A 25,176-nucleotide genomic window follows, 5' to 3' on the forward strand; every position below is an offset into this window, starting at 1 on the left:
GTCTCCAGCCAAAGCTTAAAAAGTCCGGACAGCCAGCGCACTGATATTGTCTCTTTCTCCGCGGGACATAGCCAGTGCCGTCAGATATCCGAGCCTCTGCTTCAGAACTCCGGCGTCTGTGATTCCTGCCGGAGAAAGCTGCTCCTGAAGTTCCCAGGCAGAAAGCTCGTGCCGCAGTCCATCGCTGCACAGAAGATAGACTGCTCCCTCCAGCAGATCACCGCTCAGAAGCTGTGGCTGTACTGAATCAGAGGCTCCCACACACTGAAGCAGCACATTGCGCCTCGGATCTCTCTCCAGCTCCTCCGGGCGGAGCAGGCCCTGGCGTATCTCCCGGGCCACGAGTGTGTGATCCTCCGTCAGCTGCCGAATCTCCTGTCCTATCTCATAGACCCGGCTGTCTCCCACATGGGCAATGTAATACCGCCCCGCCGTGAGCAGCAGCACCGTGGCTGTCGTTCCCATACGCACGCCGTAGTGTTCCCCGTATGCGCGAATTCGCTCATTTTCCCGAACCAGAAGCCCGCAGAGGGATTCTCCGAGACGCGCCTCATCCCTGCGCAGTCCCGGGAATTCCCGTTCGAACCAATCCGCAAGGCAGCGCACCACCCGGGCACTGGCGGCCTCCCCCCGGGCAAGACCGCCCATACCGTCGCAGACAGCGGCGATGCAGTAATGGTTCTGCCCGTCCCCGGCCCTCTTCAGCAGGATGGAATCCTGATTTTCCGTCTTTTCGTTTCCCCTGTCCGTCTCATAAGAATAGAAAAAATTCATGTCAGATGCACCTCGAAATCCTCATCCGCAAGGCGGAGCCTTGCGCCGTCCTCCAGCCTGACCAGCTGTCCGGGAGCCACCGCCTGTCCGTTCAGATAGGTATGGTTGGTCGAATTGTTGTCGCGGACATAGTAGCCGTCCTCCTGGCAGAGGATATCCGCATGGCTCCTGCTCACGGCTCTGTTGTCCGGAATCACCAGATCCACATAGGACTGGTCGCTGCCCATGCGCACCACATTTTTGTCCAGATACATCCGCTGAGAATTTCTTACCCGCAGAAGCCAGGCTCTGGGATGGAGATCCGGCTGTGCGGAAAGCACGACTGTTCCTGCGGATTCTCCTCCGTTCAGGACTACAGTAGAGCCAAAGTTTCCCGGAACCGTTCTCACCGGCTGCCTGGAGCCGGACGAATTCTGCATTCCGCTCCGGGCAGCAGCCTGCGGTCCAGGCGCAGGAGCTCCTGCATGCCCCACAGAAGCAGAGGAGCCTGCCTGGGGCATGACAACCGGCTGTCCTGGTACCTGGAAGCCGACAGCCGCATAAGACGGCTGAGAGTCCTTTTCCTTTTTCTTTCCGCCAAACAGAGATTTTTTCTCCTTCACAGGCTTTTCCTTAGCTTTCTTTTCCTTTACCGGTTTTTCCTGCTTCTGGGCCTTCTCCTTTTTCGAGCCAAACAGGCTGAATTTCTGCTTTTTTCCCTGCTCTGCCTGTCCCACAGGCGTCCGGAGTTCTGCCGGGACGGTCCTCGGCTGGCCGGGAATGCCCTGAACGGAAACATCCTGGTCGGGAATGCCCTGAACGGGCATTTCTCCCGGCTGGCCTGTCTCGGGCCGGACTACCTGCTGAGGGCTGGTGTCTGGCCGGGACAAACTCAGGGCCCCGGCGGAGCCAGTCTGGAGAGCCCCTCCAGATCCTCTGTTTTCTCCCTGCCGCGCCAGAGCCTTCGGCCCGGACGTAGAGGCCTGAGGCTGCCTTTCCGCTGCGAAGGGAGCGTTCTCTTCCTTCATCAGCTCCTTCAAAAGCTTCTGAAGTTCCTGCAGGGAAAAGGTCCTTCCGCCATTCAGAAAGCTTATCAGCTTCGCTACATAGCCGCTGTCCTCTGCTGTGTCAAAGCGGACACCGAATACCAGCTGCTTGAAAAATTCGTCCAGGCGTACCTGCTCATCCTCCTCTTCCTCCTTTTCCACCGGAAGGCAGATCATGCCGGCCTTCACGCGGCTCACATCCACAAAGATCCATTCCGGATCCAGCTCAAAGAATTTCGGTTCCAGCATATATTCCTCAGCCGCCAGAAAAGCAGATACAAGGCTGAACAGAATTCCCAGCATCTGCCGCTTTGCCACGCTTCCGGAGAAGTACTGCTTCAGGCTTACCCTGGCAGATACGTTATATTTCAAAAGCCGCCTCTCGTCTATCTGTGTATAGACGGCCGGAATAATTCCTTCTATCCGGTTGTTTTCCATCATCCCCATAGTCATAGGCTCCAGGCCTTCGTCCCTGGACAGCTCATAGACCAGAAATGTGATGTTTCCCTGTGTCTCATAGATAAATCCCATGCTTTCCCCCTCCTTACCGGGCATACTGCTGAACTGTCTCGATCAGCTTCTTTACCTGCGCGGTATTTTCCGAAATCTCCTGCCTGTTCAGCTGACGGTAATCATAACGCTTTCTCCAGGCCGCCGTGGAGTCCGCGTCCTGCTCTCTGTGCTCCCCGTTCATATATTGATCCAGGCTCAGGCCGGGGCAGAAGACGTCCAAATACCCTTCCTCCGCAAAGACCTGAACTCTCCAGCCGCCAAACACCTTTTTCAGCCCTTCCGCAGCCTCAGCCGTATCTCCCCTCCAGGGAAGGCGGATCAGGATTCCCTGAAACCAGACCGCGTGATCACTTCCCGACAGGGCCATCTCATGCGCCATTCCGAAACCGTCCCTCGCCGGGAAGCTCAGGCTCCCGAAATAACGGATAAAGCTTCTGCGGAGCCTCGGGCATTCCTGCTTCATCTGCATCAAGGCCTTTTCGTCCAGAACCAGATAGGACCAGTCCGGATAAAAATATGAGGCAAGCGCAGGCCTGAGCCCAAAGATATGCCGGCGGTACAGCTCCGGCGCGGATACCGATCCGGAACGGCTCCCGGCCATCTTCAGAATGCCGACGGCTGCAAAAAGCGCCGTCAGGGCAGCGCAGCCCAGCACCGCTGCCGTCCCTGCGCCCTGATCCCGCAGCGCATAAATGACTGCCAGCATGATGAGCGCCAGAATCCACCAACTAATGGCTCCTCTCTGCTTTTTTCCCGTCTTCCGGTATTTCCCGATATCCCGGTCAAACTCTTCCATCTCCCGCCGCACTGCGGCCTCCGCATGTTCCTTCATATGCTACCTCCACAAATATGCCTTCGCATTCTGTACCAGCGTGATTGTGTCAATCCCAAAAAACGGATAGCGGAAGGCTACCTGATATTCCACCACAATATGAATCTCCCTGCTTCCCGCGTCGTAAGTGCTCCGGCTGAAATCCATTCCATCCTCCACCCGGAAGGATTTCAGATTTCCTTCCAGAATGCTCTGCCCTCCCGCGGCCTCCGCCATCTTGTCGGCGATCAGCGCCTGGGTCGACTTGGCCTGATCCGCCGTGTATTCGGCCTGAATCTGGCTGGAGCTTTTGAACATATCGCTGAAATTGTCAAACATCTTTGAGAGCTCCGTTCCCGCTCCCGCCAGAGCCGACACATCCTGCTCGTAGCTTTCCGCCGCAATCAGGGAGCTGGCCTGCAGAAGGTTGTGAGCGATATAATTCTGGGCCCGGTACACCTGGCTGAAATTCAGAAAAATCATGATGAAGAAGATAAAGATGGGGAGGACGATGGAGCCCTCCACCGTCAAAACCCCGTTCTGTTCCCGCAGCATCCTTTTCATAATCAGTACCCCACAAACCGGAGACTCCGAAGCTGCAGCGTATCCAGCTGCTGCAGCGGCTCGTAAAGCCCTGGTATCAGAGAATCATATTTGGCGTTCACGTTGACACGCAGATAGGTGTAGGAATCGCTCAGCGTAAAGCTGCTGTCCGACTGGCGCATTTCCATGTTGATGAGATCCCCGATGCGCTGTACCTTGGTCAACGTAGGCACCGTACAGAGCAGGACCCAGAGATACTCGTTATAACTCACGCCCAGCACTGCGTCCAGCCCCTCCATCCCTATAGAAAGCGCCGTATTGTCCTTCAGAGCCGTCTCGCTGTAAAGTCCGGAGGCCAGTCCGATGGGCTTGATAAACTGATCCATAAATTCCTTTGGCGTCTTGATTTTTCCCTTCGCGATTTCATCCGCGATCTTCGTGCCGCGCTCCATGACATTGCTGGGTGTCAGCAGTACCTGATAGGGGAATTTCACCAGCTGCACCTTGGCCGGATTCTTATCATAGGTGGAAAGGATCAGCGCCTTCATCTCCACGCAGGACTCCGCTACCACCCAGAGAGCCAGAATCACCGGAGCGAAGGGACCCGCGATCGCGGAGGTCTGGACGATCTCCGCATTTCCGATGACAGGCAGAATATTCGTCAGCAGCCGCATGATAAAGATGATATCGTAAACCGCAGCCTGATTCTCCGTCTCGTTCGGACTCCCGTTTACTATATATTCTACACAGGCTCCGTTGAACATCTCCCCGCTTTCTGTGGGAGCGCCCGTCCCGGCCCAGGCTGCAATCAGCCCGTCAAAGGCCCCCACCGCTTCATTCATATACTCGTCAGCGCTGTGAGCGGAGCTGTAAATGCTGCTGTACCTGTCGCCCCGGAAGCTCTTTCCGGTCTCCGCGCTGACCCTGTCCGGAAACATGGAGGTCGCATAGGAATTTACGTAAAAGCCTTCCGCCAGATTGTGGAGCATGGCGTCCAGCATGGACTGCATATTCGCGCAGGCCGTCGGGATATCTGTACAAAGCTGAACCAGGGCAGCCACAGCTTCCCCGAGCTGCGGCAGCAGCGTAAACACGTAGACCACTGCAGTAATCCCTTTTGTGAGCGTCCCGATTACATTTACCACAAAGCTTATGAGTGTCTTGATATTCTCTATGATCCGGTTGAGCAGTTCCTCCGCAAATACATAATTTGTCGAGGCCGTGATCCGTCCGGAGGTTTCAAATTTGGAGATATCATAACCCAGGCGGGAGGCCGTCTCCAGTGTCTCGTTCAGCAGAGACTGGATATAGGCTGCGTCATCGCCGGAGAGCTCCGCCTCTGTAGTAGTATTGGACGTATAGCTGGCCCCCGCCACCCCTGAGGTGAGCTGAATATTGTAGGCGTCGTCGATTCGCTCTGAGCCGGGAATCAGGTAAGGGAACAGGACTGCAAAGGCGTTGACCAGCGCCAGGACAGAATCTGTGGCGCCCTCCCCCATCATGGCTGCGCAGAGCTCCTCTACCGTGTCCACTGTCATGTATCCGCTGATGTCCGTATAATAGTCAGAGGCCGACAGGTCATAATCCGAATCCTCATTCACGCTGCTTCCGCTGATGGCATCTACATTTGTCTTATTCGTCTCCAGGCCGGACAGCATTGCGCTGACCCGCTGCTGATAAGCGTCGTAGACCGGCAGCACCTCGTCCAGCTTTCCATTGATATTCTCATAAGCCTTTCCAAAGGACTTGAAATCCGCGTTGTCTGCATTCTCTCCAATCATCTTCGCGTATTTTTCCTGAAGGGCCAGGGACTTTTCCTGAAAGGCTTTATAGGCGTCCTCATAGCTCTCCATATCGCTCTTTACGGATTCCAGGGCTGTGGAATAGTCTTCTGCCGCTGTGTCGATGGCCTCTGAAAGGCGGTCCAGCTCATCGTAATAGTCTTCCAGCTCCTCGTCCTCCATGGTGTCCGGGTCATTGGCCTCCATGAAGGAAACCTTGGCATCGATAGCTGACTGCAGGTCTGTCCGCGCCGTATCCGCTTCCGCCACGCTCGTGTTCAGGGCTATGGCTGCATCATTCATCGCATTGGTGGCTGTGCCCCATTCTCCCGCCGAAGCCGCGGCGTCCGCGCTGGAATTGATCATCTTGAAGGTCGTGCCCGCCTCGCCCATCTTCAGGTTTTTCTCGATGAACTCGGTCATCTTATTCAGATCCACCCGGTTCTCAAACACGGTAATCATGGAGCGGTATTCTTCAAAATAGAGGATCTGATTCTTCAGCATATCCATATTTCCCAGGCTGTAGATCGGCTCAAGCTCCACCGTCACGTCGCTGAACAGCCTGGAAGCCGTATAGGTATCATCCTCATTCAGATTGGCGTTCGTATTGAAATAATCCATATATACCGACTGATCTGCGTCGGCGTCCAGCGCCAGAAGCCCAAAGCGAGTCAGCAGCTCTGTATTGTAATGCGCCAGCGTAGAATAAGAGGCTGAAATATTCATTTCATCCAGAAGCGCCTTGGCGCTCCGGTAGCGGCCGATTTCCATAAGAAGCGTGCTTAAGGACAGCACCGGCACCAGAATCAGCGTCAGGAATACGGTGACCGCTCCCCGTTTTTTTGCGAATAGCTTCATGGCTCCCTCCTCAGAACAGACTGTTGATAAATTCTGCCACTGCTTTTACCGCGTCCAGAAGCTTTGACGCCGTCTTGGCTCCCAGCACGTTGTTTTCGATATGATAGGTCAGATCCTCCTGGAAATTCAGACTGTTTATAATATGGCGCATATCCTTGGATACGGCCGTTCCCACCGCATAGAAGGTGATCTCGTCAGAGACGCCGAAATACTGAAAGGCAGCGGCTCCCGGAATCTTATAGGTTTCCTGGAGGTTTACCGTAATCAGATAAGCCCCGCTTCCAAAGGAATCATGTTTATCCACAGATACCTCCACGAGCCGTTCCTCCGGCTCAATAATCCGCGCGTTGTCAAGCTGGGCCTCCGCCACCCACTGTGCCTTGGCCCGGTTTTCCTCCCTCGGAGACGCCAGAAGGAAGAAAAAGCCTCCCTTCTCAAACCAGTACTGGTACAGCTTCGGCTTGCTGAACTCGTTGTAATGCACATAGCCTGTGAAGGGCTCCGCCGCCTGCTGGCTGTAGACGCTGGCTGCCTTTGAGGCCGCGTCGTTGGCCGCCACGGTCAGGTTCGTCTGCTGGTAGAGGACAAAGCCAAGCCCCATAAGCACTGACATCAGAAACACTGTGATCACCATGACGAATACCGCTTCTACGATGACATAGCCGCCTTCTTTTTTCATCTTCTCTCCCCCTGTCAGGTCCAGCCTACGAAATTCAGCATCTTCCAGACGTCGCTCTCCCGGACAAAGCAGCCGCCCCGGTCATTCACATAATCCACTTCCAGAAAGGTGTACGGGACCACGAGCTCTCCGCTCTCGTTGATAAAGCCCCACAGACCGTCCTTCTTTACGCCTGCGAGACCGCAGCTGAAGGATTTTGCCTCTTCATAGGCCGGTTCAATCAGAACATTTCCGCTCAAATCTGCAAAGCCCCAGAGCCCGTCTCTCTCAAACGCAAAGACGCTTTCCACGCAGAAATCAATATCTCCGCAGGTAAAGTCCAGAGCCGGATTCAGCTCTCTGTCATAGAAGCGGTAAACTCCGTCAGATTTCGCGATAATATAGCCGTCGCTGTAGCAGCTTCCCGTGAAGCTTAAAACCACATCCTCAAAGATCCTGTCGCTTATGGGCGTCCCCGTGGTATCAATGATCTTCCAGAGGCCGTCCTCCTTTACAGCCGCGATTCCGTCCGAAAACCGCCCGGCCTCCTCGTAATTTCCAAAAAATTCTTTTGTCTGGGGATTATAATACTCAAAGCCTCCCGTCCGCTTCAGGGCCACCAGACCTTCGCTGTAAGCGCCTGCCTGCGTCACTCCCTCCGGGAGCGTCAGCTGCTTTTCCCCTTCACTGTCAATCATCCAGGAGCCTGTGTCATCCGTTACAGAAGCCAGATCTCCGTAAAAAATCGAAGCGCAGTCATAATCGCCCGTCAGATACAGCTCTCCGCTGCGGTTCGCGTAGTTCCACCCCTCATTGCTCTGAACCGCATACAACTCCTCCGTCAGCGGAAGAAATGCAAGATAGCTGGAAAAGCCCAGGTCGTACTGGTAATGCAGCTGTTCCTGGCAGGCCGTCAGCACAGGCGTGCTCACTCCCACGCTTTCTGCCTGGGACAGCGTCTCCAGAATCCCGTCCCTGTCCTCCTGCTGCTGATAGAAGCTGCAGGCAAACTCATAGATCCGGGGTTCCTTCGGGTATTTTTTCCGAAGTGCCTCCAGACACTCCTCTACCTTCTGAATCCTGGTATAGGTGCCGGATTCCAGGGCCAGAGCCGCATAATTTTCCGTCATCTTCATCCGGTTTTCCAGATTGTCCTGATACTGAAGACATTCTTCATATTTCTGGGCCGCCTTTTCGTAAAGCCCTTCCATCTCCGCCGCCCCTGCCTCCGCCTGAAGGGCATGGTAGGCCGCATAGGTCTCTCCTGTCTGCATGCCGAAGCTTACCCAGCCGGCAGCCAGCAGGAGGACCATCAGACATGCCAGCAGCTTTCTGTTGATTTTCATCCTTCCTTCCCTCCTCAGACATGAATGCCGTCCCTGCGGCTACAGAACCGCCGTAATCAGATAGCCCGCCAGAAGATAGGGCGCAAAAGCTATCTGGTATTTCCTGCCCGCTTTTTTCACTGCCAGCAGATAGACCGAGGCGAGAGCCGCGGCAATCAGCCCGTAGAGAAAGCAGGAATAGGTCCAGGAAAGTCCGCAGAACAGGCTCACCACTCCCAGCAGCTTCACGTCGCCAAAGCCCATGGCACTCCGGCTGATAAAGACAATCAGAAGAAGCGCCGCCAGAGTGATTCCGGTTCCCGCCAGATCCCGGAGCACCAGCATTCCAAAGCCGGAAGGATCTGACAGAAGCTCTGCAATATATATCAGGCAGCGTCCGGCAAGGCCCAGCAGAATCAGCTGGTTCGGCACGATCTTTTCCCGGGCGTCCACCCAGCCGGCGGCAAGCATCAGCGTCAGGACCCAGAGAATCTTTACCATCCCCGTCACATCCGTCCCCTTCTGCTCCAGCCGGAACACCGCGAAAGCCGCCGCCGCGCAGGCTGCCGCCGCGATCAGCCACTCCCTTCCGGACAGCTTGCATTTCTTTCCCATATATAAATAGACAAGCGCCAGTCCCGTACAGGCCAGGGCCGCGCATACTGCAATACAGATTTCCATACATTCTCCCCGCCGCCCTCCCCGGAGGACACCCGAAAAAGTTCTTCAGGCGTCCCCCGCAGGAAATGACACGGCTGTGTTTTTCACAGAATTATTTTGTAGGTGAGCCAACTACATTCGCCTGGTTCACAATATTGCCCAGCAGGCTCTCTACCAGACTGCTGATCTGCTCTCTGAAAATAGCTGCCAGCATGATCACGATTCCAATCAGAACCACGATGGATACGATGTTGGTATCACCCTTCTCGTCGTAAATGAAGCGGTGAAAGGCCATTTTTGCTGCCAGACAGCCGTGCAGTAATAAATTGTTCATCACGTTCTTCCTCCTTTCCCCTCATATTTATTAAAGCCCCAGGTTTGAAAACACAGGAACTAAAACCATAACCAGGATTCCCGCGAACATAATCAGCATGGGAATCATAAGCTTGCCGGAAGCCAGTTCGCCCTGTCTGGCCACGGTCTGCTTGCGCGTCTCCCACATCTCGGAGGACATGTCCGCCAGCAGATAGGCCAGCTCTTTGTTTCCCTTCTCCAGCCCCTGAATCACCGAAGAGGTAAATTTCCGGATTTCCGGCACTACTGTGCGGATTCCAAACAGATAATAGGCCTGGGCCTCAGAGACGCCGTTGCGGATATCTTCGCCAACCTTCCGCATCTCCTGATACAGAGGCCGGTCCGCCGAGGACGCTGTCATTTCCCACGCCTCCCGCATGACCATCCCGGCATTTACCAGAAGGGCCAGCTTGGAAAGCACATCAGGGAAATCGCTCATATACTTCTGCGTCCTTTCCTTGATTTTTTCCGCGTTGCAGGTCGTATAGTAATACCAGGCTGTTCCGGACAGCATAGCTCCCACCAGAAATACCAGCAGAGCGTCGCTTCCTCCTGCCAGGCAGCTTACCGCCGTAAAGCCGAACAGGCACAGCAGCGTGATGCTGAAGCGTCTGGCATGGAACATGCGCAGGTAGTATTCCACATATTTCTCTTCACAGAGCAGCCCCAGCTCCTTACGGAGCTTCTTATCCTCCTCAGTCCGGAAGGTATAGCCGCTCTTCTCACACCAGTTCATTCCAATCACATAGGTATCCTTCAGAGGATATTCCTTGTCATCCAGCGGGGTCAGAAGCGCCTCATACTTCTCTCCCCCTGCCATCAGAAACAGAGTAAGGCCCCCGAGAACCGTCTCGATTACAAGCAGAATCAGCTGTGTCCAGGAAATCATCGCTTTCTCCTTTTCTCTTCGGGCCTAAACCCGGATATCCAGAATCTTCCGGCTGACCACCGTGGCCGCCACAAAGCAGCCGATGGCAAAGGTGCTCGCCAGTACGCCGGAGGGTGTCGCAAAATTCTTCGCAAAATCCGGATTGCTGACCTTGATCAGCGCCACCAGGACCACAGGCATGACGCTTAAAATCAGCTGCTCGTTTTTATTGGCCGCAAGCTTCGTCTCAATCTCTCTTTGAATCCGGCTCTTTTCTTCCAGTATCATGCTGGTGTTGCGGATAACCTCTTTGATATTTCCGCCCTTCCGGTAGCAGGTATCAAAGACATTGGCGAAGCTTTCGATATCGTCCACGCCGCTGCGCTTTCCGAAATCCAAGAGCAGGCTTTCCACGGAAATATTATTGTCCAGACCGTTCAGAATCACAGCCAGCTCCTTCTGAATATCAGACTCCGCAGAATACTGAATGCTCAGATCCCGCTTCGCGTCCCGGAAGGACTGGTTCACATTTTTTCCGGCAAGGAGCGAGGTAGACAGGGATTCCAGCAGATCCAGAAACTGTTTTTTCAGATTGCTCTGCCTGCTTTCCTGCTGCCTCTTCTCCCAGATGGGAAGGAAGAAAAAACCTGCCGCGATTCCCACCACCGACGGTATCGTCAGATTCAGCATATAGGTAAGAAGGGTCGCGTTCCCGTAAGGATCCTTTGCCAGCCCTCCGTAGAACAGGTAGCCGCAGAAGGCCCCCGCCGCGAAGGCCGCCAGAAATACCAGTATTCTCTCTATCGGAGACATCTCATAGACCCGGTAATTCCGCACCTGCATATTGGTCAGCGACTGCCGGTACTGAGGCTCTCTCTCCTTCTTTTCCTTTTTCTTTCCCAAGGTGATTCCCATACCCTGTCCTCCCCTGTCTCTAAATCGTTCCCCTGTAGCCCATCAGCCGCAGCTTCAGATCGTTTCTCAGAGGATTAGATGTCCGCTTCAGCGAACCTGAAACCCGATCCAGCGTGCTTTTTTCATCCTCCTCAAAGACATAGAGCGGATTCAGGACGATGTGTCCGTTTTCATATCCCACGACCTCTGTGATCTCCATGGTCTTCCGGCTTTTATCCCGGAGCCGGGACAGATGGATGATGATATCCACCGCCGACGCGATCTGCTGGCGGATAGCCTCCAGAGGCAGTCCCTCCGCTCCCTGGAGAACCATGGTTTCCAGACGACTCAGCATGTCCGCCGTGCTGTTGGCGTGGCCTGTGCTTAAGGAGCCGTCGTGGCCCGTATTCATGGCCTGAAGCATGTCAAGCGCCTCCCCTCCGCGGACCTCGCCTACCACGATGCGCTCCGGGCGCATACGCAGGGAGGATTTGATCAGATCCCGGATGGTCACCGCCCCGCTCCCGGAGGCGTTGGCATTTCTTGTTTCCAGGCGGACCAGGTTCTTGACGCCCACGATCTGAAGTTCCGCCGAATCCTCTATGGTAATCACACGCTCATCCTTGGGGATATAATTGGAAAGCGCGTTCAGAAACGTAGTCTTCCCGGAGCCCGTGCCGCCGCTGATAAAAATGTTGTACTTGGCCCTCACAAGGAGCTCCAGCACATCCGCGATATCCTGTGTGATGGAGCCAAAGCGGATCAGCTGGGCGATGGTCATGGGCGTCTTCGAAAACTTACGGATCGTCACGATGGCCCCTTTAAGAGAAATGGGCGGCAGCACCACATTCACGCGGGAGCCGTCCGGAAGCCTCGTGTCCACAATCGGATTGGCCTGATTGACCTCCCGTCCCGCCAGCCCCACGATACGCTGCACCACGTCCTCCAGCCTCCGCTCGCTCTCGAAGGTCTCCGGCAGCTGGTACAGCCTTCCAGCCTTCTCAATAAAGATTTCCTCCGGCCCGTTGATCATGACCTCGGTAATGCTGTCGTCATTCATAATCGTGTCCAGAAGACCGAAACCACGGATGGAGCTGTACACCTGGCGCACGATATCCACCCGTTCCTCTATGGTCAGATATTCGTCCTGGAGCCGGACACGGATCAGCTCTTCGATCCGCTCCTCCAGTTCCTCGTCCGAGAGCTGGTTCAGATTAAAATTGTCGAATATATACTCCTTGATTTCCCTGATAAATTCATGGAGCCTTGCTTCCTCCATACCATTCCCCCATCTCTGCTGTCTATACGTACCTGCCTCAGCATCAGTATACAAGGGACAATACGCCCTTGGTGCACCGGTGTTACAGCTTTTCGAACACCGGAAGAACTGACAGCTTCTCCGCCAGCGCCCTCGGGGACGCCCCCTCATACCGGGGAATCCCTCCTGCCTCGGAAACCGGAAGCTTTTCCAGCTTTCTTCCATGGCTGGATGAAAACCGGTTATACAACAGCACACATTTCGTAAGAATCGGAACGCCTTTTCTTTTTTCCAGTACCTTCACAGCCTCCAGAGCCTTCAGAAGCTTCCGGTTTCCTGTCTCGCTTCCATCATCCACCAGCACAATCTGAGAAACCATCCCGGCCGCCAGCTCCGTAAATACCGGATCCAACGTAAGCTCACGATCCACAATCAGCACGTCGTATTCCTGCACCGCCGACAGCTCCCGGAGCAGCCGCTCGATCTCCTCCACACCCAGCTCCGTCCTGTCGAATGGATTCTCTCCTGCCTCAAAATACTGGACGCCCGAACTGTCCGTCCGGATGGAGCTCTCTATCTTCACCGACAAGCTGCTTTTTTTACTCTTGAGAGAAAAAATCACATCACTGAAATTCTGATTCCCTTCGCCCTCAAAATAAAGTCCGCTTTCTCCAAAGCTCTCCAGGTTCAGATAAAAGACTCTTTTCCCCTGAACCGCCAGGTGAAGCGCCCAGGCGGCCGCCGCCGTGGAGGTTCCTGCTCCGCCCTGGGCAGAGGTAAACAGGCACACCCTTGTACTGCCTTCTCCCCCTCCGAACCCAAAGCAGCCGTCCACCTCAGAAAAGAGACTCAGGATCTCGCGGTAAATGCGCTCCGCCTTCTGGAACCGGCAGATAGCTCTCCTTCCTTCAAATTCATTCAGTCCTGCCGCGTACACCAGCCAGGCGCAGGCCGTATGCTCCGGCAGCTCTGCAAAGCCCTTCATATCCTCCCCCAGCAGAATCACATGAACCACATTCTCTTTCAGAAAGTCCCTTAGAGCCTCTTTGGAGCTGAACAGATACAGCTCCAGCTTATCCGCGTAATGGATCTGAAAATAGGAAGAAAGTCTCCGGATATATTTTTCGTCGCTGTCCGCAATAACCAGTTTGATCTTCATACTGCCCCCTCCTCATGTCACACAACCCTCCGTCGTTTTGCACTAAAGGGATCGTATCACAGCTTTGTAAGGCTCTTTTCTTCCCCAGGTAAAGAAATTGTCAAAAAAATATTCAGCCTTTTCTCTCCACACCAGAAAAAGCTGAATATTAATCAAAAATTATTTTTATTTTCACAATCGTTTACATTTCATTTAACCTATTATTCATCAAAACTTTTCAAAGCCAGATCTGTTTGTCTTATCAGTGAACCTGGACCCTGTATTAGATTCCCAATCCACGCAATGCCTTCACGAATGAAACTAAAACAAAAGAACACTCCCTGGCTTTACTGAGCCTGATTCTGCCAATTGCAGCCGGCATATTAGTGGTATTTCTTTAGGTATCCTCCCCTCTCTGCTAAAGGCGGCCCTTGAGGCGCTGCATATGAGAACTGAAAACCTTTCAACATACAGTTTCCCCGATTTCCATTATCCAAGTGTCCGTGAAACGTCCGCAAGGTGAATTGCCGCACAGCGGCAAGAGAAGGCGGCCTGGGCCGAACACCGGATATGGAAACCGGGGAAACGTCCCTGAAAGCTTCTTCAGTTCCCCTGCAGCGCCTCGATAGCTGCCTGCAGCTGATTATCCTCCTCCTTCGGCACCTCCACCTCATACATCAGATCCTCATCCAGCTCCACCGTTACGTCCGGCTCAATCCCGGTCCCATGAATATTATTTCCATTGGGAGTATAGTATTTGGAGACCGTCAGCTTCACGGCTGTTCCATCACTCAGGGGGTAAATCTTCTGCACGATTCCCTTACCATAGGTCGTCGTTCCCACCAAGGTTCCGATGCCATAATCCTTGATGGCTCCAGCGAAAATCTCAGAGGCGCTGGCACTGTTTCCATTTACCAGAACGGCCATGGGCTTGTCGAAATAATTCTCCGCATCGGAAAATTCCTCTTCCCGGTTTCCGTATTTATCCTCCGTATAAACGATCAGTCCTTCCGGGAGCAGGCGGTCCAGAATCGCGCAGACACTGGACACGAGGCCGCCGCCGTTGTTCCGCAGATCTACAATCAGCGCCTCCATGCCCTGGCTCTCCAGAGTATCCAGAGCAGTCATAAACTGCTCTGTCGTCACGTCGTCAAAGGAAGTAATTGCGATATAGCCGATATTATCCTCCAGCATCTCCGATTCCACAGTAGGTACCTCTATCGTGCGCCGCTCTACTTCAAATTCCAGATATCCACTCTGTCCGTCCCGGGCCACCTCTACAGAGACCGTCGTGTATTCTTCGCCCTTAATCAGAGAAACTACCTTATTCAGGTCCTCGCCCGTCACCTCCTGGCCTGCAATTTTATAGAGCACATCGCCGGGAAGCAGGCCGGCCTCCTCCGCCGGAGAGCCCTCAAAAATCCGGCTGATCGTGATGATGCCTGTGCTCATATTCTGAGAAATCTCCACGCCAATGCCATAATAGCTGCCATTTGTACTGTCAATCAGGCTCTGGTATTCCTCCTCTGTGTAGTAAGCAGCATAGATATCTCCCAGTCCGGCTACAGCACCCTTATACAGATAATCCTCTACCTGCTCCGTATCGATCTCTTCCAGATAATAGGTCTCCATCAGAGCCTGAATTTCCTCCAGCTTGGCTTCCACGCCGGAGCCAGTCAGATCCAGCTGTCCATTCTCTTTTCTGGATTCCGATTCCATATCTGCCAGTACATTCTGGCCAAACATCACCGCCTCTACCAGAACCATCGTGATCACAAAGCCCGCCGCTATTCCTGTCAAAAACTGCTTTTTGTCCTTCATATGCCGCTTTCCCCGTCTTCCTGTAAGCAGGCTGCCGCAAAGCCTGTTTTCGGATCTTCATCCAAAACACACGCTTTACAGCAGCCCCGCCCCTTTCAATCCAATATACGCTTTTTTCTTTTGTTTCATTCCCGCGTCCTACCTGCCAGAAGGACAAGCCGTCCGGCAGACCGGCCGCCGCTTTTTATCCTACATATCCCAGAGGATTCACATAGGTACCATTTTTAATCACGCCAAAGTGAAGATGGTTTCCTGTCGAATACCCAGTAGATCCGACCGCCGCAATCGTCTCGCCCTGGGACACCGTCTGGCCCACCGACACATAGAGGGCCGAGCAGTGCATATACACGGTCGATATTCCATTTCCATGGGAGATGACCACATAGTTTCCTGCAGAGCTGCTGTAAGTGGCTGTCGTCACCCGGCCCGAAGCAGACGCCACAATCGCAGAACCATAGCCGGCTCCGATATCAATTCCCTTATGGTTTGTGGACGCTCCTGCCGTGGGCTGCTCTCTTGGGCCAAAATAGCTCGTGATCCGGTGGCTGCTGGGACAGGGCCAGATAAAGCCCGAAGCTCCTCCGTCGCCGTCGCCTTCCTGCGCCGCAGCCGCGGCCGCAGCTGCGATCTGCTGTTCGATCTGATCGAGCAGCTTTTCCTGCTCTGCCAGATCCGCCTCATAGGCGTCCGCATTACTGCTTTCGCTGTCGATCTGAGCCTGATAGCTGGCTATCTCCTGATTTTTTGCCTGAATCAGAGACTCCACAGCCTTCTTTTGTTCCTCTGCCGCATCTGCCAGCAGCTTCAGCTCCTCTTCCTCCAGCTCAAGCTCAGCCTTTTTCTGCTCTACCGCCTCCTTCTGGGCAATATATTCATCCAGCATCTCCCGGTCATAGCGGGTCATTTGAGAAGCATAGGTAGACCGGTTCAAAAAATCCGTAAAGCTCTCTGAGGTCAGAAGCAGCTCCAGCATGGACGGCGTCCCGTTTTCATAAAGATACTGAATCCGTTTTTTCATATCCTCGTACTGCTGATCTGCCACAGCCTCCGCTTCTTCAAGCTCCACCTTGGCAGCCTCCACCTCCTCTTCCTTATCCGCAATGTCTCCCTTCAGATCCTGAATCTTCTGCTCCAGCGCGTTCGACTCCTGATCCAGCTGGGAAATATAGCTCTGAAGGCTGCTCTTGCTGCTCTCAAGCTCTTCTATCTTTTTTTCGGCTGACTTAATATCCTCTTTGATATCGTCTATCTTTTCCTGTGTCTCCTGCCTCTGTTCTTCCAGCTCGCTCGTATCTGACGTCTGAGACGCAGATACCTGAGACATCTTATCTGACGTGAAAATACCGGTTAATGCAAGCGCAGCCGCAAGGCAGACGCCTAACAATCGCTTTCTTTTCATAGCTTTTCCTTTTGCCGCACCTGTCTGTGCGTATCGTAAGTTCAGAGTCCTCTCAGACCTTCAGATGCTTGCGAATCGTAAAGAAGCTTCCGAAAAATCCGATTCCCACGCCCAGGCCTAAGCCTACCGGAAGCAGAATCCGGAACATCTCATTGACAGGAAGAAACTGCAAAAGCCCTGTCAGTATATTAAACTTATCTCCCATAAAGTTAATCAGTCTTGTGTACAGAAGATACAAAAGCCCCAGCGGAATGGACGCTCCGATGATACCGATAATGATTCCCTCCACCACAAAGGGCGCCTTTACGAAACCATTTGTCGCTCCAATCAGCTTCATAATCGCAATCTCTTCTCTCCTGACTGCGATGCCGATGGTGACGGTATTGCTGATCAGGAATACGGATACACAGAGCAGAAGAAGAATCACCGCAATGGAAATATAGCCCACCAGCAAATTGAAATTCGTCAGGATATCCGCCACCTGAGCCGACTCGTTGATTCTGCGGATTCCCTCCACAGACTCCAGCCAGGTCACCAGGGCATCCTGGCTCTCCACATCCGTCAGATAAATTTCATAATGAGCCTCATTTGCCAGAGGATTATCATTCTCAAAGCCCTCCGCAAGCTCCGGAGCTTCCTCAAAATAGATCTCCTTATACTCGTCCCAGGCTTCCTCCGCAGTCACAAATACCACGCCAGCCACTTCTTCTCTCGCATCAATCTGCTCTCCGATGGCGTCGATCTGCTCCTGGGAAAGCCCCTCGTCAAAGAATACCGTGACAGCCACGGATTTCTCCATCTCCCGCACCATATGCTGGAAGTTTTCCACTACGCAGAAGAAAATGCCAAACAGGAAAATACAGGCCGACATCGTGGCAATGGACGCCAGGGAGAACATCTTGTTTCTCCAGATATTTTTCAGGCCCTGCTTTATGCAGTAGGCGATTGAACTAATCCGCATGCTGTGTGTACCCAGCTTTACGCTCGTCACTGATGATGACGCCTTTGTGCATTGCAATCACGCGCTTCTTCATGGCATCCACAATCTCCTGATTGTGTGTTACCACCACAACCGTCGTTCCACGCTCGTTGATAGTCTCCAGAAGCTTCATGATCTCCTTTGAATTCTTCGGATCCAGGTTTCCGGTGGGCTCGTCCGCCAGCAGAATATTGGGCTGATTTACCAGCGCTCTGGCCAGGGCCACCCTCTGCTGCTCTCCTCCGGAAAGCTCCTTCGGATATGCCTTATATTTTTCCGCCAGCCCTACCAGGGACAGCATCCGGGGCACATTCTTCCGAATCTGCTTTGTCGGCGTGATAATCACGCGCTGGGCAAAGGCCACGTTCTCATAGACATTTCTGTCCTTCAAAAGGCGGAAATCCTGGAATACGACTCCAAGCTTTCTGCGGTATTTTGGAATGGCTCTCGGCTTCATTTTATTCAGGTTGATGCCATTTACCTTGATAGTCCCCGACGACGGATCGAGCTCCTTGAGCAGAAGCTTGATCAGCGTCGATTTTCCGGAACCGCTGTCTCCTACAATAAAGACGAATTCGCCCTTGTCAATATGCAGCGTGATGCCGTTCAGCGCCTGCACGCCTGTGGCATACGATTTCTTCACGTTTTGCAAATCAATCATTTTTTCTCTCCTCAATTCTTTTGTCCGCCGACAAAAAGCCGGAGGCGGAATGCTTTAATAATCCGCGTTCTCCATGTATTTCATATACTTGACCACCATCAGCGCGATTTTGAACGTAATCGCATCCTCAAAAACGCGCAGATCGAGCCCTGTGCTCTTCTGCAGCTTATCCAGCCTGTACACCAGGGTATTCCTGTGGATATAGAGCTGTCTGGAGGTCTCCGAAACGTTCAGGCTGTTCTCAAAGAACTTGTTAATGGTAGTCAGCGTCTCTTCATCAAAATCATCCGGGGATTTTCCGTCAAAAATCTCGCGGATAAACATTTTGCAAAGCGGAATAGGCAGCTGATAAATCAAACGGCCGATTCCAAGTGTGCTGAAGCCCACAATGTCCTTATCGTCAAAGAAAATCTTTCCCACGTCCAGCGCCATGCGCGCTTCCTTATAAGAGCGTGATACCTCCTTGATCTCTCCGACAATGGTTCCATAAGCGATACGGACAGGCTGATTGCTCTCGCTGTTCAGCAGATCACGGATGACCCTGGCGGTTTTGTTCAGCTCCGGATACCCCTCATTCTCCCCGAGCTCCTTCACTACAATAATATTCTTCTCGTCCACTGCAGTCACAAAGTCATGAGACTTGGAGCCGAACAGGGCACGTACGCTCTCCAGAGAACCGGTATCCTTATCGTGCCCTGTCTCTACGATGAGCACGGCACGGCGCACCTCTGTCTGGATATGAAGCTTCTTGGCTCTGTTGTAGATATCCACCAGCAGCAGATTGTCCAGGAGAAGGTTTTTAATAAAGTTGTCCTTGTCAAATCGCTCCTTATAGGCCACCAGAAGATTCTGGATCTGGAAAACCACCAGTTTTCCAATCATATAAGCGTCTTCGCTTCCGCCGCCCGCCAGCAGAATGTACTCCAGCTGGTTTTCATCAAAGATTTTAAAAAACTGGAAGCCCTGAATCACCTGGCTGTCCGCCGGGGAATCAATAAATGCCAGAACGGAGCCCGTATAAGAATCTGCTTCCGGAAAGGTGGATGCCAGCACCTTTCCTTCCGTATCTATAATACAGAGATCTATCCTTGTTATTCCCTTAAGTCCGTCGATCGTATTCTGCAGTATTTGATTTGAAATCATAGCTTTTCTCCGCTCCTTCTTAATTATATAGTTTTGTGCATATCGCTGACAATAATGCCGGCTCCCTCTCCTGTCTGTTTCCGGCAATATTTACAATAAAAAACCCCATTTCTCTGTAACAAAAAAATACCTAAGATATATATTAATGCAAAATTGTAAAAAAGGAAAGAGGAAATGCAAATTTTTTTATGCACTTCCTCAATATTTCCAGAAAAACATCCTAAATTTTTCCTATGCATTGTTCACAAATTTTCTTTTGCCCTTTTTTCTGCCCATTTTCCTCCTGCCGGGGCCTTGCATTTTTCCACTTCCTGTGATAGCGTCAGAATAGGCCTGTTTTTACCATGCCAGAAAGGAAGGATTCCATGCCCGCAGCAACTATAAAAACTACTGTCAGAAATTATGCTCTCATCATCATTGGAACTGCTCTGATGGCCTTTGCCACAGCTTCTGTACTGGAGCCTGCCAGCCTGATTACCGGGGGCTTCTCCGGTATCGCCATCATCGTAAAACAATTCACCGGGCATCTGATACCTGGCGGCATACCGCTGTCTGTCACGAACCTTGTCCTTAATATCCCTGTCCTCCTTATCGCCATGCGGCTGAAGGGCATACGTTATCTGCTTCACACCGGCTTTGCCACTGTCATGCTGTCCTTCTGGCTTTCCGTGCTTCCAGTGGTGCCTCTGGCAGAAGGCGATCTTCTGCTCTCTTCCTTATTCGGAGGCATTTTCATGGGCGCAGGCATCGGCCTTGTGTTTATCACTCAGGCCACGACAGGCGGTACCGATCTGATCGCGGCTTTGATACAGCATTTCCTGCGGCATTACAGTATCTCTTCTATCCTCTGGGTAATCGATACCGTTATCGTTCTGGTGGGCGCTTTCCTCTATGGAATTCAGGTCACGCTCTATGCAGTCATAGCCATCTACCTGACCTCCAAGATCTCCGACGGCATCATCGACGGCCTTAAATTTTCAAAGGCTGCCTTTGTAATTACAGAAAAGCCGGAGGAGCTGGCTGCTCTCGTCATGAAGGAGCTTGACCGGGGAGTAACCGGCATCTCCGCTACCGGCATGTATTCCGGCGAGGCAAAGACCATGCTCTTCTGCGTCGTAGCCAAAAAGGAAATCGTCCGCTTAAAGGATCTGGCCAAGGGCTGCGATCCAAATGCTTTCGTCATTGTAACCGATGTGCGCGAAGTGCTTGGCGAAGGGTTTATCGAGCATCAGAACGTCATTTCTTCCTAAGACTTTTTGTCCGGGGCTTTTCAGACCTCCGGGGCCTGGACATACTGCTGCTGTCCGCAGTTCCTGCCGCCGTTTTTTTCGCCCAGATTTTTACGCACTCTGTGCCAGATCACGACCGACAGGCCCACCGCAATATAGTCTGTGATGCTCTGTCCGTAAATCACGCCGTTCAGGCCGAACAGAGCGTCCAAGAGATACAGAAGCGGTATCAGAAGCACTCCCTGGCGCAGAATCGAAAGGATCGTAGCCGGAAAAGCATGCTCCACAGACTGCAGGCAGTTCATATTCATAAAAAGAATTCCAATCACCGGGCCGGACAGCATATATCCAATCAGTATCTGCACACCGTAACGGATCACCTCCTCATCATTAATAAACATTCGGATCACAGGCTCTCTGCAGGTATAATACAGGATTACAGACGCGATTCCCACAATCAGGCAGCAGCCTTTCGTGAATCGTTCCACTGCCCGGAAGCGTTCCGCATTCCCTGCTCCGTAATTATAACCCAGCAGGGGCTGCACACCGTTTGCAAGGCCCATCTGCAGGAAGGTGATAAACATGTTCGCCTTAAACACAATGCCGATCGCCGCCACAGGAGCGTTCCCGTAAGCCACCAGAATCTGATTCAGCACAATGGTGGACAGGCTCATAAGCGCCGAGAAGATCGCCGTAGGCAGGCCAATGCTGCAGATTTTCACAAGAATCCCGTCCCCGCACCGGAAATATTTCGGGCTGAGGGACAAAAGTCTGGACTTCTTCCGAAAATACCACAGAAAATAGAGGCAGGACAATACGTTTCCAATGGTCGTGGCAATCGCCGCGCCCGTAGCTCCCATGCCAAATACAGAGATAAAAATCGGATCCAGCACAATATTGGCGATGGTTCCGATCATACTCCCAATCATGGCTTCCCGGCTCGCTCCCTCCACACGGATCACAAAGCTGCAGGCCGCCGACCAGATAATAAACGGAGCCCCGTAGGAGATATGGAACGTATATCCCCTGGCAAGCTCATAGGTCTCGGCGTCGGCTCCAAACAGGGTCAGAACCGACTGCATGAAGATCATAAGAACCAGCATAAACGCGATTCCCACTATGAAGGACGCATACAGCACAAAGGCCGACACGTTTTTGGCCCGCTTTTTATTCTGCTCTCCCAGAGCCATGGAAGCCACCGCGCTTCCTCCCATTCCAAACATGTTGGCAAAGGCCATCATCAGAATAAATATCGGGTTGGTGAGGCTCACCGCCGCCACCTGAAGTGCGTCTCCCGTCTGTCCCACGAAGAAGGTATCGGCCATGTTATAAACCACCGTCACCAGGCTGCTGATGACGCTGGGTATTGCCATCTTCGCCACAGCCTTCGATACCTTCATCCTCCCCATCAGTTCATTGTCTTCCATCTGTTCCACTCCTCTATTCCAGATTTTTCAGCATCCGCTCCGCCAGCTCCAGGAACACTGCCTTTTCCTCCTCCGAGATTCCCTGCAGCATCCGCTTCTCCGTCTCTTCTATTTCTCCCTGAAGGGCCGCCCGGATCCCGTCCGCCTTCGGCGTAAACACCAGCTTTTTCAGCCTGCCGTCTCTCTCGTCCGGCACTCTGGCAATCAGCCCTTCCGTCTCAAGGACAGTCAGCGCTCCCGTCACCGTAGAAGAGCGCAGGTCAAACTCCTTTTCAATATCCTTCGGATATACCGGACGTCTGGCTCCTTCCACCAGAATATAGTCCAGGATTCTCCCCTGGGCCTCACTGATTCCCACAGTCTTCTGCACAGCCTGGGAACGCCTCCGGAGCCGGTGGGCGATCTTATTGATGATTTTTCCTGTTTCCATAAAATCACGCTCCTCCATCCGTTTTCATTTTACTAGTTTCCTAGTAATTTTAGCGCCAGGCTTGTCCGTTGTCAAGAGGAATCCCGGCGGAGCAAAAAAAGCTCACGTATATTTCCCCGTTTTCTCTCATACCTTATAACAATCGAAACATACAGGAGGGGCTTTCCTTGAGCTCAAAAACCAAAATCGTCGTCCTCCGCATGAAAGAATTAATCTATACGGGAATCTTTGTGGCCCTTGGCATTCTTCTTATCCTTCTTCTGGTCTATATGTTCTCTCCGAAGGATAAAAGCAGTGACACGGCCGCAGCCTCCGAAAAGTACATACCGGGCGTATACACCTCCTCCATCATGCTGAACGGAAGCGCCGTCGATGTGGCGGTAACCGTAAGCGCAGACGAGATTGAGACCATCCAGCTGGTAAATGTCAGCGAGGCCGTTGAAACCATGTATCCCCTGATGGAGCCCGCGCTGGAGAACCTGGCGGAACAGATCTGCTCCACCCAGTCCCTGGAGGGGCTTACCTACGCCTCCGAAAACCAGTACACCTCTCAGGTGCTTCTGGACGCGGTCAGCCGGGCGCTTGACAAGGCGGCTGTGCCGGAGGACACAGAATAAGGGGCAGCACATGGCTGCCCCTCTTCTATTCACAGTTTATTCTATTCCAGCACTAAAACTCAAACACAGCCACCCCATAAGGCGCCAGCGGATAGGAAATCGAGTAGGGCTGACCATCACACTCGCCCTTGACCGCTTTGTAAATCAGGGGCTTCTCCTGCCCGCTTCCGCCGTACATCGCCGCGTCGCTGTCCAGAATAAGCTTATACTGCTTTCTTCTGGGCACGCCTACCCTGTAATCAGGACGGGCCATCGGCGTAAAGTTGCAGACAAACAGAAGATTCCTTCTGCCGTTTTTCGCGAAACGCATAAATGAGAAGATGCTGCGGTCCGCGTCGTTTGGATTGATCCACCGGAACCCTTCCGGATATGTATCCTGCTCATAAAGAGCCGGATGGCTCCGGTACAGGTGAAGCAGAGCCTTGACATAATTCTGAATCTGCTGGTGGCGCTCCTCTCCCAGAAGATACCAGTCAAGCTCCCTGGCCTCGCTCCACTCCTGAAGCTGTGCAAATTCCTGTCCCATAAACAGCAGCTTTTTACCCGGATGCCCCATCATAAATGAATAAGCGGTTTTCAGGTTCGCGAACTTGTCATCCGGGTAGCCCGGCATCTTATTGTACATGGAGCATTTCAAGTGCACTACCTCATCGTGAGAGAGCACGAGGATGTATTTTTCACTGTAGGCATAGGTCATCGCAAAGGTCATCAGATGATGCGCCCCTTTTCGGAAATAGGGATCCAGCTTCATATATTCCAGAAAATCATTCATCCATCCCATATTCCATTTGAAAGAGAAGCCGAGACCGTCATTTTCAGGCTTATCTGTTACCTTCGGCCAGGCCGTGGACTCCTCGGCAATCATCATTGCTCCCGGATTGCGCCCCAGCAGCACGGAGTTCAGATGCTTGAAAAATTCCACTGCTTCCAGATTTTCATTTCCGCCATATTTATTGGCTACCCACTGCCCCGACTGCTTTCCGTAATCCAGATAGAGCATGGACGCCACCGCGTCTACCCTGAGACCGTCCACATGGAACTGCTCCACCCAGTACAGGGCGTTCGCGATCAGGAAGTTTTTGACCTCGTTCATCTCATAATTAAAGATTTTGGTCCCCCAGTCCGGATGCTCTCCCTTTCTCGGGTCAGGATATTCATACAGGGGCTGGCCGTCAAAATCTGCCAGGCCATGGGCATCTCTCGGGAAGTGTGCCGGAACCCAGTCCAGAATCACCCCGATTTTCTTTTTGTGCAGATAATTCACAAGATACATGAAATCCTGCGGACTTCCGTATCGTGAGGTCGGAGCATAGTACCCGGTAACCTGGTATCCCCAGGAACCATCGAAGGGATGCTCCGCAATCCCCATCAGCTCCACATGGGTGTAGCCCATCTCATGGACATAGTCTGCCAGGCTGTGGGCCAGCTCACGATAATTATAGAAGCCGTCCTCATCCGGACCGTGGGGATGCTTTTTCCAGGAGCCCGGATGTACCTCGTAAATGGCCATAGGCTCCTCCGTCATGGTCTTGGCGCGCCGCTGCTCCATCCAGGTGCCGTCCGTCCACTTAAAACCGGAAATGTCCGCCACGCGGGAAGCCGTACCCGGCCGCATCTCTGCGGAGGAAGCATAAGGATCCGCCTTATAGAGCCGGCGGTGATCCTGCGTCTCAATCAGATATTTATACAAAGCCCCCTGCCTTACGCCGGGAACAAACAGCTCCCAGATTCCCAGCGGCTCCAGGCGCTCCATCGCATGGCTCTCCTCATTCCACCCATTGAAATCTCCGATCACATGAACCTCCAGCGCATGCGGCGCCCACACCGCAAAATATACGCCATTCCTTCCGTCCACCGTCATCAGATGGGCGCCAAGCTTCTGAAAGATATCATAATGCGTCCCCTGACCGAACAGATATTGATCCAGATCTCCTACAAAGCCCTCCGGCCTCTTTTTTCTGCTCCCCTTTCTTTTTGATGCGGCAGCTTCCTTTTTCTTTTCTTCCATAA

At 52.9% G+C, this 25,176-nt stretch carries 23 protein-coding genes; 2 read left to right on the plus strand and 21 right to left on the minus strand.

Annotated features, from left to right (window positions below):
- Positions 1 to 15 precede the first annotated feature (15 nt).
- The 18 genes from B5E77_RS13940 to B5E77_RS14025 form a co-directional block, all read right to left on the minus strand.
- Entirely contained in the window at positions 16 to 774 is a 759-nt protein-coding gene (locus tag B5E77_RS13940) for a PP2C family protein-serine/threonine phosphatase (protein WP_087165964.1), read from the minus strand.
- Positions 771 to 2,330 (minus strand): DUF6382 domain-containing protein, encoded by a 1,560-nt coding sequence (locus B5E77_RS13945; RefSeq protein WP_162609708.1) that lies wholly within the window; start codon positions 2,328 to 2,330, stop codon positions 771 to 773. The genes B5E77_RS13940 and B5E77_RS13945 overlap by 4 nt, the downstream gene beginning before the upstream one ends.
- A 13-nt stretch (positions 2,331 to 2,343) precedes the next feature.
- On the minus strand, positions 2,344 to 3,144 hold the full coding sequence (locus B5E77_RS13950) for a hypothetical protein (RefSeq protein ID WP_087165966.1): 801 nt from the start codon (positions 3,142 to 3,144) through the stop codon (positions 2,344 to 2,346).
- A gap of 3 nt (positions 3,145 to 3,147) precedes the next feature.
- Complete coding sequence (locus B5E77_RS13955; protein WP_087165967.1) at positions 3,148 to 3,687, minus strand: hypothetical protein; 540 nt, start codon at positions 3,685 to 3,687, stop codon at positions 3,148 to 3,150.
- A 2-nt stretch (positions 3,688 to 3,689) separates the two neighbouring features.
- Complete coding sequence (locus B5E77_RS13960) at positions 3,690 to 6,305, minus strand: DUF5702 domain-containing protein (protein WP_087165968.1); 2,616 nt, start codon at positions 6,303 to 6,305, stop codon at positions 3,690 to 3,692.
- A 10-nt stretch (positions 6,306 to 6,315) separates the two neighbouring features.
- The gene (locus B5E77_RS13965) at positions 6,316 to 6,984 is read right to left on the minus strand and encodes a hypothetical protein (protein ID WP_087165969.1); all 669 of its coding nucleotides are present in this window, start codon (positions 6,982 to 6,984) and stop codon (positions 6,316 to 6,318) included.
- Positions 6,985 to 6,998: 14 nt separating this feature from the next.
- A complete protein-coding gene (locus B5E77_RS13970; protein WP_087165970.1) occupies positions 6,999 to 8,309 on the minus strand; it encodes a WG repeat-containing protein in 1,311 nt (436 codons plus the stop codon).
- A 39-nt stretch (positions 8,310 to 8,348) separates the two neighbouring features.
- Positions 8,349 to 8,969: a prepilin peptidase gene (locus B5E77_RS13975; RefSeq protein ID WP_087165971.1), complete on the minus strand. Its 621-nt coding sequence runs from the start codon at positions 8,967 to 8,969 to the stop codon at positions 8,349 to 8,351.
- Positions 8,970 to 9,060: 91 nt separating this feature from the next.
- On the minus strand, positions 9,061 to 9,282 hold the full coding sequence (locus tag B5E77_RS13980) for a Flp1 family type IVb pilin (protein WP_087165972.1): 222 nt from the start codon (positions 9,280 to 9,282) through the stop codon (positions 9,061 to 9,063).
- A gap of 30 nt (positions 9,283 to 9,312) precedes the next feature.
- The gene (locus B5E77_RS13985) at positions 9,313 to 10,191 is read right to left on the minus strand and encodes a type II secretion system F family protein (protein ID WP_087165973.1); all 879 of its coding nucleotides are present in this window, start codon (positions 10,189 to 10,191) and stop codon (positions 9,313 to 9,315) included.
- A 24-nt stretch (positions 10,192 to 10,215) separates the two neighbouring features.
- On the minus strand, positions 10,216 to 11,085 hold the full coding sequence (locus B5E77_RS13990) for a type II secretion system F family protein (RefSeq protein ID WP_087165974.1): 870 nt from the start codon (positions 11,083 to 11,085) through the stop codon (positions 10,216 to 10,218).
- Positions 11,086 to 11,104: 19 nt separating this feature from the next.
- On the minus strand, positions 11,105 to 12,343 hold the full coding sequence (locus B5E77_RS13995) for a CpaF family protein (protein WP_087165975.1): 1,239 nt from the start codon (positions 12,341 to 12,343) through the stop codon (positions 11,105 to 11,107).
- 82 nt (positions 12,344 to 12,425) lie between these two features.
- A complete protein-coding gene (locus B5E77_RS14000) occupies positions 12,426 to 13,481 on the minus strand; it encodes a hypothetical protein (RefSeq protein ID WP_087165976.1) in 1,056 nt (351 codons plus the stop codon).
- 582 nt (positions 13,482 to 14,063) lie between these two features.
- Positions 14,064 to 15,281, minus strand: coding sequence for a S41 family peptidase (locus tag B5E77_RS14005; RefSeq protein WP_087165977.1), 1,218 nt, complete (start codon positions 15,279 to 15,281; stop codon positions 14,064 to 14,066).
- A 184-nt stretch (positions 15,282 to 15,465) separates the two neighbouring features.
- Complete coding sequence (locus tag B5E77_RS14010; protein WP_087165978.1) at positions 15,466 to 16,680, minus strand: murein hydrolase activator EnvC family protein; 1,215 nt, start codon at positions 16,678 to 16,680, stop codon at positions 15,466 to 15,468.
- A gap of 52 nt (positions 16,681 to 16,732) precedes the next feature.
- The gene (gene ftsX / locus B5E77_RS14015; protein ID WP_087165979.1) at positions 16,733 to 17,641 is read right to left on the minus strand and encodes a permease-like cell division protein FtsX; all 909 of its coding nucleotides are present in this window, start codon (positions 17,639 to 17,641) and stop codon (positions 16,733 to 16,735) included.
- Positions 17,631 to 18,320 (minus strand): cell division ATP-binding protein FtsE, encoded by a 690-nt coding sequence (ftsE, locus tag B5E77_RS14020; protein WP_087165980.1) that lies wholly within the window; start codon positions 18,318 to 18,320, stop codon positions 17,631 to 17,633. Before ftsE ends, ftsX begins: the two co-directional genes overlap by 11 nt.
- 54 nt (positions 18,321 to 18,374) lie before the next feature.
- On the minus strand, positions 18,375 to 19,463 hold the full coding sequence (locus B5E77_RS14025; protein WP_087165981.1) for a PucR family transcriptional regulator: 1,089 nt from the start codon (positions 19,461 to 19,463) through the stop codon (positions 18,375 to 18,377).
- A gap of 365 nt (positions 19,464 to 19,828) precedes the next feature.
- Here B5E77_RS14025 and B5E77_RS14030 point away from each other — a divergent pair, with 365 nt between their 5' ends.
- Positions 19,829 to 20,713, plus strand: a complete 885-nt coding sequence (locus B5E77_RS14030; protein WP_087165982.1) for a YitT family protein — start codon at positions 19,829 to 19,831, stop codon at positions 20,711 to 20,713.
- 20 nt (positions 20,714 to 20,733) lie between these two features.
- Here the strand turns inward: B5E77_RS14030 and B5E77_RS14035 are convergent, their stop codons facing one another.
- Both B5E77_RS14035 and B5E77_RS14040 read right to left on the minus strand, forming a co-directional pair.
- Positions 20,734 to 22,119, minus strand: coding sequence for an MATE family efflux transporter (locus B5E77_RS14035; RefSeq protein ID WP_087165983.1), 1,386 nt, complete (start codon positions 22,117 to 22,119; stop codon positions 20,734 to 20,736).
- Between the two features lie 13 nt (positions 22,120 to 22,132).
- On the minus strand, positions 22,133 to 22,549 hold the full coding sequence (locus B5E77_RS14040; RefSeq protein WP_087166012.1) for a MarR family winged helix-turn-helix transcriptional regulator: 417 nt from the start codon (positions 22,547 to 22,549) through the stop codon (positions 22,133 to 22,135).
- A gap of 167 nt (positions 22,550 to 22,716) precedes the next feature.
- On the opposite strand from B5E77_RS14040, the gene B5E77_RS14045 reads away from it, so the two are divergent.
- Positions 22,717 to 23,166 carry an FMN-binding protein gene (locus tag B5E77_RS14045; protein WP_087165984.1) on the plus strand — a complete coding sequence of 150 codons (450 nt, stop codon included), beginning with the start codon at positions 22,717 to 22,719 and terminating at the stop codon, positions 23,164 to 23,166.
- 52 nt (positions 23,167 to 23,218) lie between these two features.
- On the opposite strand, the gene glgB is transcribed toward B5E77_RS14045, so the two are convergent.
- On the minus strand, positions 23,219 to 25,174 hold the full coding sequence (glgB, locus tag B5E77_RS14050; protein WP_087165985.1) for a 1,4-alpha-glucan branching protein GlgB: 1,956 nt from the start codon (positions 25,172 to 25,174) through the stop codon (positions 23,219 to 23,221).
- Positions 25,175 to 25,176 lie beyond the last annotated feature (2 nt).

The organism is Lachnoclostridium sp. An131, from assembly GCF_002160825.1.
Lineage (GTDB): Bacteria > Bacillota > Clostridia > Lachnospirales > Lachnospiraceae > Laedolimicola.